The following is a 6,191-nucleotide window of genomic DNA, read 5'->3' on the forward strand; positions in this document are numbered from 1 at the left end:
GCCCGAAGGGTGAGCGGAGCGCATAACCGACGCTCCTACCACTAGAGAGGGAACCAAATTGGATTTTTCCCGGAAACCCGCGATCAAGACAAAAAAACCGCACCCTGTCCGGGTGCGGTTTTTTTGTGTTTACAGACTGCTTCAGTGAATTTCGAAAACCCAAACACCGTGTAATCAGCCTGGTGTTTCTGCTTTTTTCACTTAATGCTCATAACTCAAAGCTGGCAGCTCATCGCTATAAAATTAGTGCAACATCCCGCCGTCGTTATCATCCAGCCCCGCAAAAATATCCACGCGATTGTCGCTGAACATATCCATCTCTGGAGCCAGCACCTGAACATAGCGATCAAAATACAGGAACTGTTTGAGCAACAAGGCGAACTCTCGAGGGAAACGAATCCCGTGTCCCTCACCAATCTTCACCAGATCCATCAACAATCGGTTCACTTCCTTGTCGTTGCGATCTGCCTGCACCAACGCCGACGGATCCACCTGGCCCAGCACGCCCTGCAGATTTTCAATGTCTCGGGTCAGGGCATCCACGTCGACTTCTTCACGGGTCATGCCGATTATCGCCATAGCCTCTGCCATCTGCCGCACATCGCCCCGGCCGATAGCATCGAAAAACTTCGCCATGCCATCCCACGCTTCACGGCGAATACGGCCGACAATACCGAAATCGATGAAACCGACCCGACCGTCTTCCAGCAACATCAAGTTGCCAGCATGCACATCGGCATGGAAGAAGTCACACAGCATCAGACTGGAGAACCAGGTGTTCAGTGCAGAAATCAGGGTTTCTGCCGGATCATCGGTGTACTTGCGCAACACCTCCATATCGGTGAGCGGCACACCAAAAAAGCGCTCCATGGTCAGCACCTTGCCGGTGGTATGACTCATCACCGGATCGGGCGCCACCGCCCGGGTGTTGCCGGTATCGCGCAAAAAGGCATTGAATGCCTTCAGGTTATTGGCTTCCTTGATGAAATCACACTCTTCCAGCATGCCTGCCTGAAGCTCTTCCACCACACCTGAAATCGCCGATCGTGACAGTCCCGGAGCCAACCGCTCAGTAATGCGGGCGGCAAAATAAAGAAAGTTGAAATCGGTCAGCAAGACGTTACGAACGCCGGGACGCTGGACCTTAACCACCACATCCTGACCGTTTTTCAATTTTGCGGCATGGACCTGCGCAATCGACGCACTGGCCAGGGGTTTCGGATCCACCGACAGGTACAGCGCTTCCAGGGGTTGCCCCAACTCGCGCTCAATGGTGTCCCGGATGTAATGAAAAGGTAGGGGGGGAGTCCGGTCCAGGCAACGCTGAAACTCTTCCACATACTCTTCAGGAAAAATGGAGGGCGAGCTGGCGATAAACTGACCCAGCTTGATGTACGTGGTGCCCAGAGATTCGAACGTGGTACGCAGCAAGGCCGGTACTGGCGGGCGATTACCCAGGGCCCAGCCCAGCCCCTGACGGCCGATCACGCCAAGCGTTTCGAGAATTCGCAGGCCACCGCGAGCGGTATTCAGCGCCAGAGACACGCCGCTGCGTTCACCTTCCAGCCAGGCTTTCATGTCCTTGATGTCAGAGTAATCACTCATAATAAAGTCGTATCATCCCTGTGGGTGACTGCGCTTAAACATAACTGCCACGCATGATATAGCAAATTTATGGTTTGTAATTGCTTGCAGGTTTTTTTGTAATTGCCGCTTGTGCCAATTCGCGGACTTTCGTACCTTTGACCGCGCTATTTCGAGAACAATAACAAGGAGCTGCCGAATGGGTTCTCTTTCCATGAAAAAAATGCTACGACACTCACGTCTAGCCCTGGTAGGGGGCGCCATCCTGGCTCTGCAAGGCTGTGGCGTCATCTACAAAAGCACTGGTGACATTCTGATCAGTTTTGGTCGTTCAGAAATGCTGCCCTACATGATGACTTACAACGACGTGCGCATGGCCTGTGTGACGGGCGAAGCACAAACCCCCCTGCTGATGTCCTTCGAACGGGTGGGCTCCCACCCGGAAAAACTGGGCGCGATGGTCTTCACCACTGCGGCCACCTGCGCCGAGCAGATCGCCCTGGATTCTGAACTCCGTTACATGCGTGCAGTCAAAGATGGACGCGTGAACGAAGCTCAGGATGCTCGCATTGAGCAGAAACGCTGGTCTGCCGTTGCCGCCCAACGTCAGTACACCGCTTACCAAAACATGATGGAAGCGTTTGGCGAGCAGAAAGAGGGTGAATGCCCGAAACTGAAAAGCGACTTCGATGAGATGGTCTGGCTGGTGGGCAATATCTCTGGTGTGCAATCGCTGCTCAACGACGGTAACGCGGATGGTGCCGTAGGTATCCCGCGCGATATCGCCGCCAAGGTAGAACGCAACATGAAGTGCCTGGACAACGACCAGTGGTGGGGCGTGCCCCGTGGTGTCCGTGCTGCGGTATGGAACCTGCTGCCCATGTTGGCTCCGCCGAACGCAGATGCCTGGGCAGAACTGGAAGCCTCTGCCAAAAAGGGTTTCGACAGCGGCATTCGTCTGGGCAGCGCCCTCTATGCCATGAGCGCGTTCAGCAAGGGTGACGATGAGCGCTTGCGCAAGGCGATTCGTGACTACGCTGCCAACGACCAGAACCTGGATGCAGACTACGCCATGCTGGATGCCATCGCGGGTTTCATCATCACCGGTATTTCCGACCGCGAATGGACCGAAAACACCGGCAAGCGTACCCCGATTGGAGGTCTTGGGACTTTCTGGGATGACGCCGCCAAGTCCGGACCCGCCGTCGACATTAACGATTTGCTGTAAGTATTTTGACTTTTTGCGGCCTTCGGGCCGCTTTTGATTATTTTAATAAGTAGTAACCAGGAGACCGAGCATGCGCTATTTCAAGGCGTTGGCCACCGCCGCAACTGCGGCGCTGGCTCTGAGTATTTCCCCGGCCCAGGCCGCCGAAAAACGCACCATGTGTGTGTTTGACATCATCGGCGCCAACGGCGACATCTATAACATTATGAAGGACTACAAGACTGCCGCCCTGGGTTGGGGCGTGGATCTTGAGCTCAAGCCCTACACCGATGAAAAAATCGCCTCTGAAGACCTGAAAGCCGGCCAATGCGACGCCGCCGTGCTGACCGGTATTCGTGGCCGCCAGTTCAATAACTACACGGGCAGCATGGATTCCATCGGCGCTATCCCCAGCTATGACGCCATGAAGACCGTGATCACCGTATTGGCCAGCGGCAATGCCGCCATCAACCAGCATCTGGTTTCCGGCCCGTACGAAGTGGGCGGTGTGGCCCCCATGGGGGCGGCCTACCTGTTCGTTAAAGACCGTACCATCGACACTGTCGGGGAACTGTCGGGCAAGTCCATCGCCGTACTGGAATATGATACCGCTCAGGCCAGCATGGCATCGCGCGTGGGCATGTCTCCGGTAATGTCAGACATCACCAACTTCTCCGGCCGCTTCAATAACGGCTCCGTGGACATCTGCTTTGCCCCCATTGCGGCTTATTCCGCACTGGAACTCTACAAGGGCATGCAGCCCGATGGTGGCATCGTCGACTACGTGCTGGGTCAGCTCACCGCCCAGGTGATTGTTCGCAAGGACAAGTTCCCTGACGGTTTCGCCCAACAGTCCCGAAAGTACATGCTTGGCCAGTTTGACCGTGCCATGCGGGTGATCGAGAACGCCAACTCGGAAGTAGACAAAAAATGGTGGATTCGTATCCCTGAGGCGGACAAGCTGAAGTATGACCAAATGATGCGTGAAGCACGAATTGCTCTGACCAATGACGGCGTATACAGCAAGGACATGATGACCCTGCTGCGCAAGGTCCGTTGTAAGGAAGAGCCATCCAGAGCGGAATGCGTCAACCCCGTGGAATAACCACAGGGCATGAGCGAGCGGGGCCAGACTGGCCCCGCTTTCCCATTCAACCTCAACGTTGACCTTCCTTGCCAATGCGGTGGCGAGACAAGGTGTTTACACTGCCTGATTCGGGATTTCCCTTGGGACCGTACGCATCATACGCGGCGTCGGATGCCCCAACCTTGGCGGTATAACAATAACCGGGTGCACAATGGATAAACCTTCTAGTATGACTGTAGCCAACCGCTCCGTCGGTGAATGGCTATCCTCTCTCCCCACCCTGATTCTCCTGTTGCTGACGATTTTTCTGGCATCAGGTGAAGTCATCCACTCCCAGCTGCTGAAAATCGGTGAGAACACCTGGGAGGGCTACTTCAAACTACGTTCAGCCGGGCTGGTCGGTGAACCCACTTGTAACCCGGACCCGAATCTGGATCTTGAACTGCAGAAGGCGGTACAGCAGAAAAAGGCCCAGATGGCGGATGATCCCCTGGCTGGCATTTTCGGCACCGATGTGGACGAAGGCGCCCTGCGTCAGTCCCTGGAAGCCTCCCGCCAGATCTGCCGCGACAAATGGGCCGACTACAAAATGGTCCAGGAGCAGGTTACCCCCGGGGTGATTGCGTTCCGTAACATCGAGGGCGGCGTGGCCAAGGTAGTAACCAGCCTCGGCCACTACAAACGCCTGCTGCTCTGTCTGCTGGTGATTATCTGTGCGGCGACGGCCACCCTGACCCGCCACCATATTTCCCTGCGCCCACCACGCACCCGCAAGGACCACCTGGTAGCCACTGGGGGCCAGCTTGCCGCCAACGTAATGCTGCTGATGTCTGCCTGGATTTATCGCGGCGAAGAAGTCAGCGCCATGGCGGACGGGGTACAGGTCAACCACTTCTACCTGCATCAATTCTGGATTGCTGGCTTCATCATCTTGTCCCTGGCTGCACTGTACCAGCTGGTGCGTCCGCCCAAGGATCTTGAAGAAGGCGGCACCTGGGGCAAAGCCCTGCTGACCATCCCGCTGTACAGCTTCATGTGTCTTACCGCTGGCGCCCAATTTGTTAGCCAGGGTTACTACCACGGTATCAGCGTGTACCTGGGCATGATGATGGAGCTGTCTACCCTGTTCCTGAGCCTGGCCCTGTATATCTGGATCGGTATGATGCTGCGCCAGACCAAGATGGCCCATCTGGTCTTTGATGTGCTGCGTCCGTGGAAAATGTCCCCGGAACTGATGTGCTTTGTGGTACTGGCCGTGGCGGCCGTTCCTACCGCCTACACTGGTGCTTCCGGCATCTTCGTTATTGCCGCCGGTGCCACCATCTACAACGAGCTGGTACGTGCTGGCGCCCGCAAGCAATTGGCCCTGGCCGCCACCGCCATGTCCGGCTCCATGGGTGTGGTGCTGCGCCCCTGTCTGCTGGTGGTTATCATCGCCGCCCTGAACAACAGCGTGACCACCGACGAACTGTTCACCTCCGGCCTGAAGATCTTCTTCCTGTCGCTGGGTCTGTTCTTCCTGTACAGCCAGTTTGCCCGCACCGCGCCGGCGCGAATTGCCCCGTTCTCTGAAGCAGTGCCGGCCAGCATCAAGCGACTGGTACCACTGCTGCCCTACGTGATCATCATGGGCACGGTGATTGTGGTGTTCCGCGATCTGCTGGATACCCACCTGAACGAGAACTACGCCCCCATCATCCTGCCGGTGATGCTGCTGTCTATTCTCGCCTACGAGAAACTCAGCGAAAAAACGCTGCACGTCTTTACCCTGATCCTGGTACCTCTGATTGTTTACTCCTGCTACAACCTGTGGGTAATCAACGGTGCGCTGAACGCGGGTCACATTCCTACCGGCACCTCCGAGGCCGAGCTGCAAGGCGTGATGTGGGGACTGTTCTGGCGAAATGCAGTGCTGATTGCAGCACTGGTGATCCACTACCTGGTCAAGACTCCGGATATGGATCCGCACTACCAGCCGGAGCCTGGCGTAGGCGAAAAACTGGAAACCTCTCTGCGATTTGCGACCAATGAAACGACCGGCCACATTGGTGCCCTGCTGATGCTGATGGCACTGTCGGTCAGCGTGGGGGGTATCATCGAGCGTTCCGGGTTGATGGAAATGCTGCCTGAAACCTTCCCGAACATCTGGGTTGCCATGACGCTGCTGGTCGTCACAATGGTCATTATCGGCATGATCATGGACCCCTATGGGGCGGTCATCCTGGTGAACGCCACGATTGCCCAGATCGCCTTTGATAACGGCATTGCACCATTGCACTTCTGGATGATCACGCTGGTGGCCTTCGAGCTGGG

At 56.2% G+C, this 6,191-nt stretch carries 4 protein-coding genes; 3 read left to right on the plus strand and 1 reads right to left on the minus strand.

The window, feature by feature from the left end:
- Nucleotides 1-243: 243 nt before the first annotated feature.
- Nucleotides 244-1,605 (minus strand): ABC1 kinase family protein, encoded by a 1,362-nt coding sequence (locus Q672_RS24425; RefSeq protein ID WP_022985089.1) that lies wholly within the window; start codon nucleotides 1,603-1,605, stop codon nucleotides 244-246.
- A 178-nt stretch (nucleotides 1,606-1,783) separates the two neighbouring features.
- Between Q672_RS24425 and Q672_RS24430 the strand changes: the two genes are divergently transcribed.
- The 3 genes from Q672_RS24430 to Q672_RS24440 all read left to right on the plus strand — a co-directional run.
- Nucleotides 1,784-2,812, plus strand: a complete 1,029-nt coding sequence (locus Q672_RS24430; RefSeq protein ID WP_022985090.1) for a hypothetical protein — start codon at nucleotides 1,784-1,786, stop codon at nucleotides 2,810-2,812.
- Nucleotides 2,813-2,882: 70 nt separating this feature from the next.
- Nucleotides 2,883-3,896 (plus strand): putative solute-binding protein, encoded by a 1,014-nt coding sequence (locus tag Q672_RS24435; protein WP_022985091.1) that lies wholly within the window; start codon nucleotides 2,883-2,885, stop codon nucleotides 3,894-3,896.
- Nucleotides 3,897-4,089: 193 nt separating this feature from the next.
- The coding region (locus tag Q672_RS24440; protein ID WP_035482021.1) for a C4-dicarboxylate ABC transporter at nucleotides 4,090-6,191 on the plus strand (2,102 nt) is incomplete at its 3' end.

The organism is Alcanivorax sp. P2S70 (genome assembly GCF_000475295.1).
In the GTDB taxonomy this organism is placed as follows: Bacteria; Pseudomonadota; Gammaproteobacteria; order Pseudomonadales; family Alcanivoracaceae; genus Alcanivorax; species Alcanivorax profundi.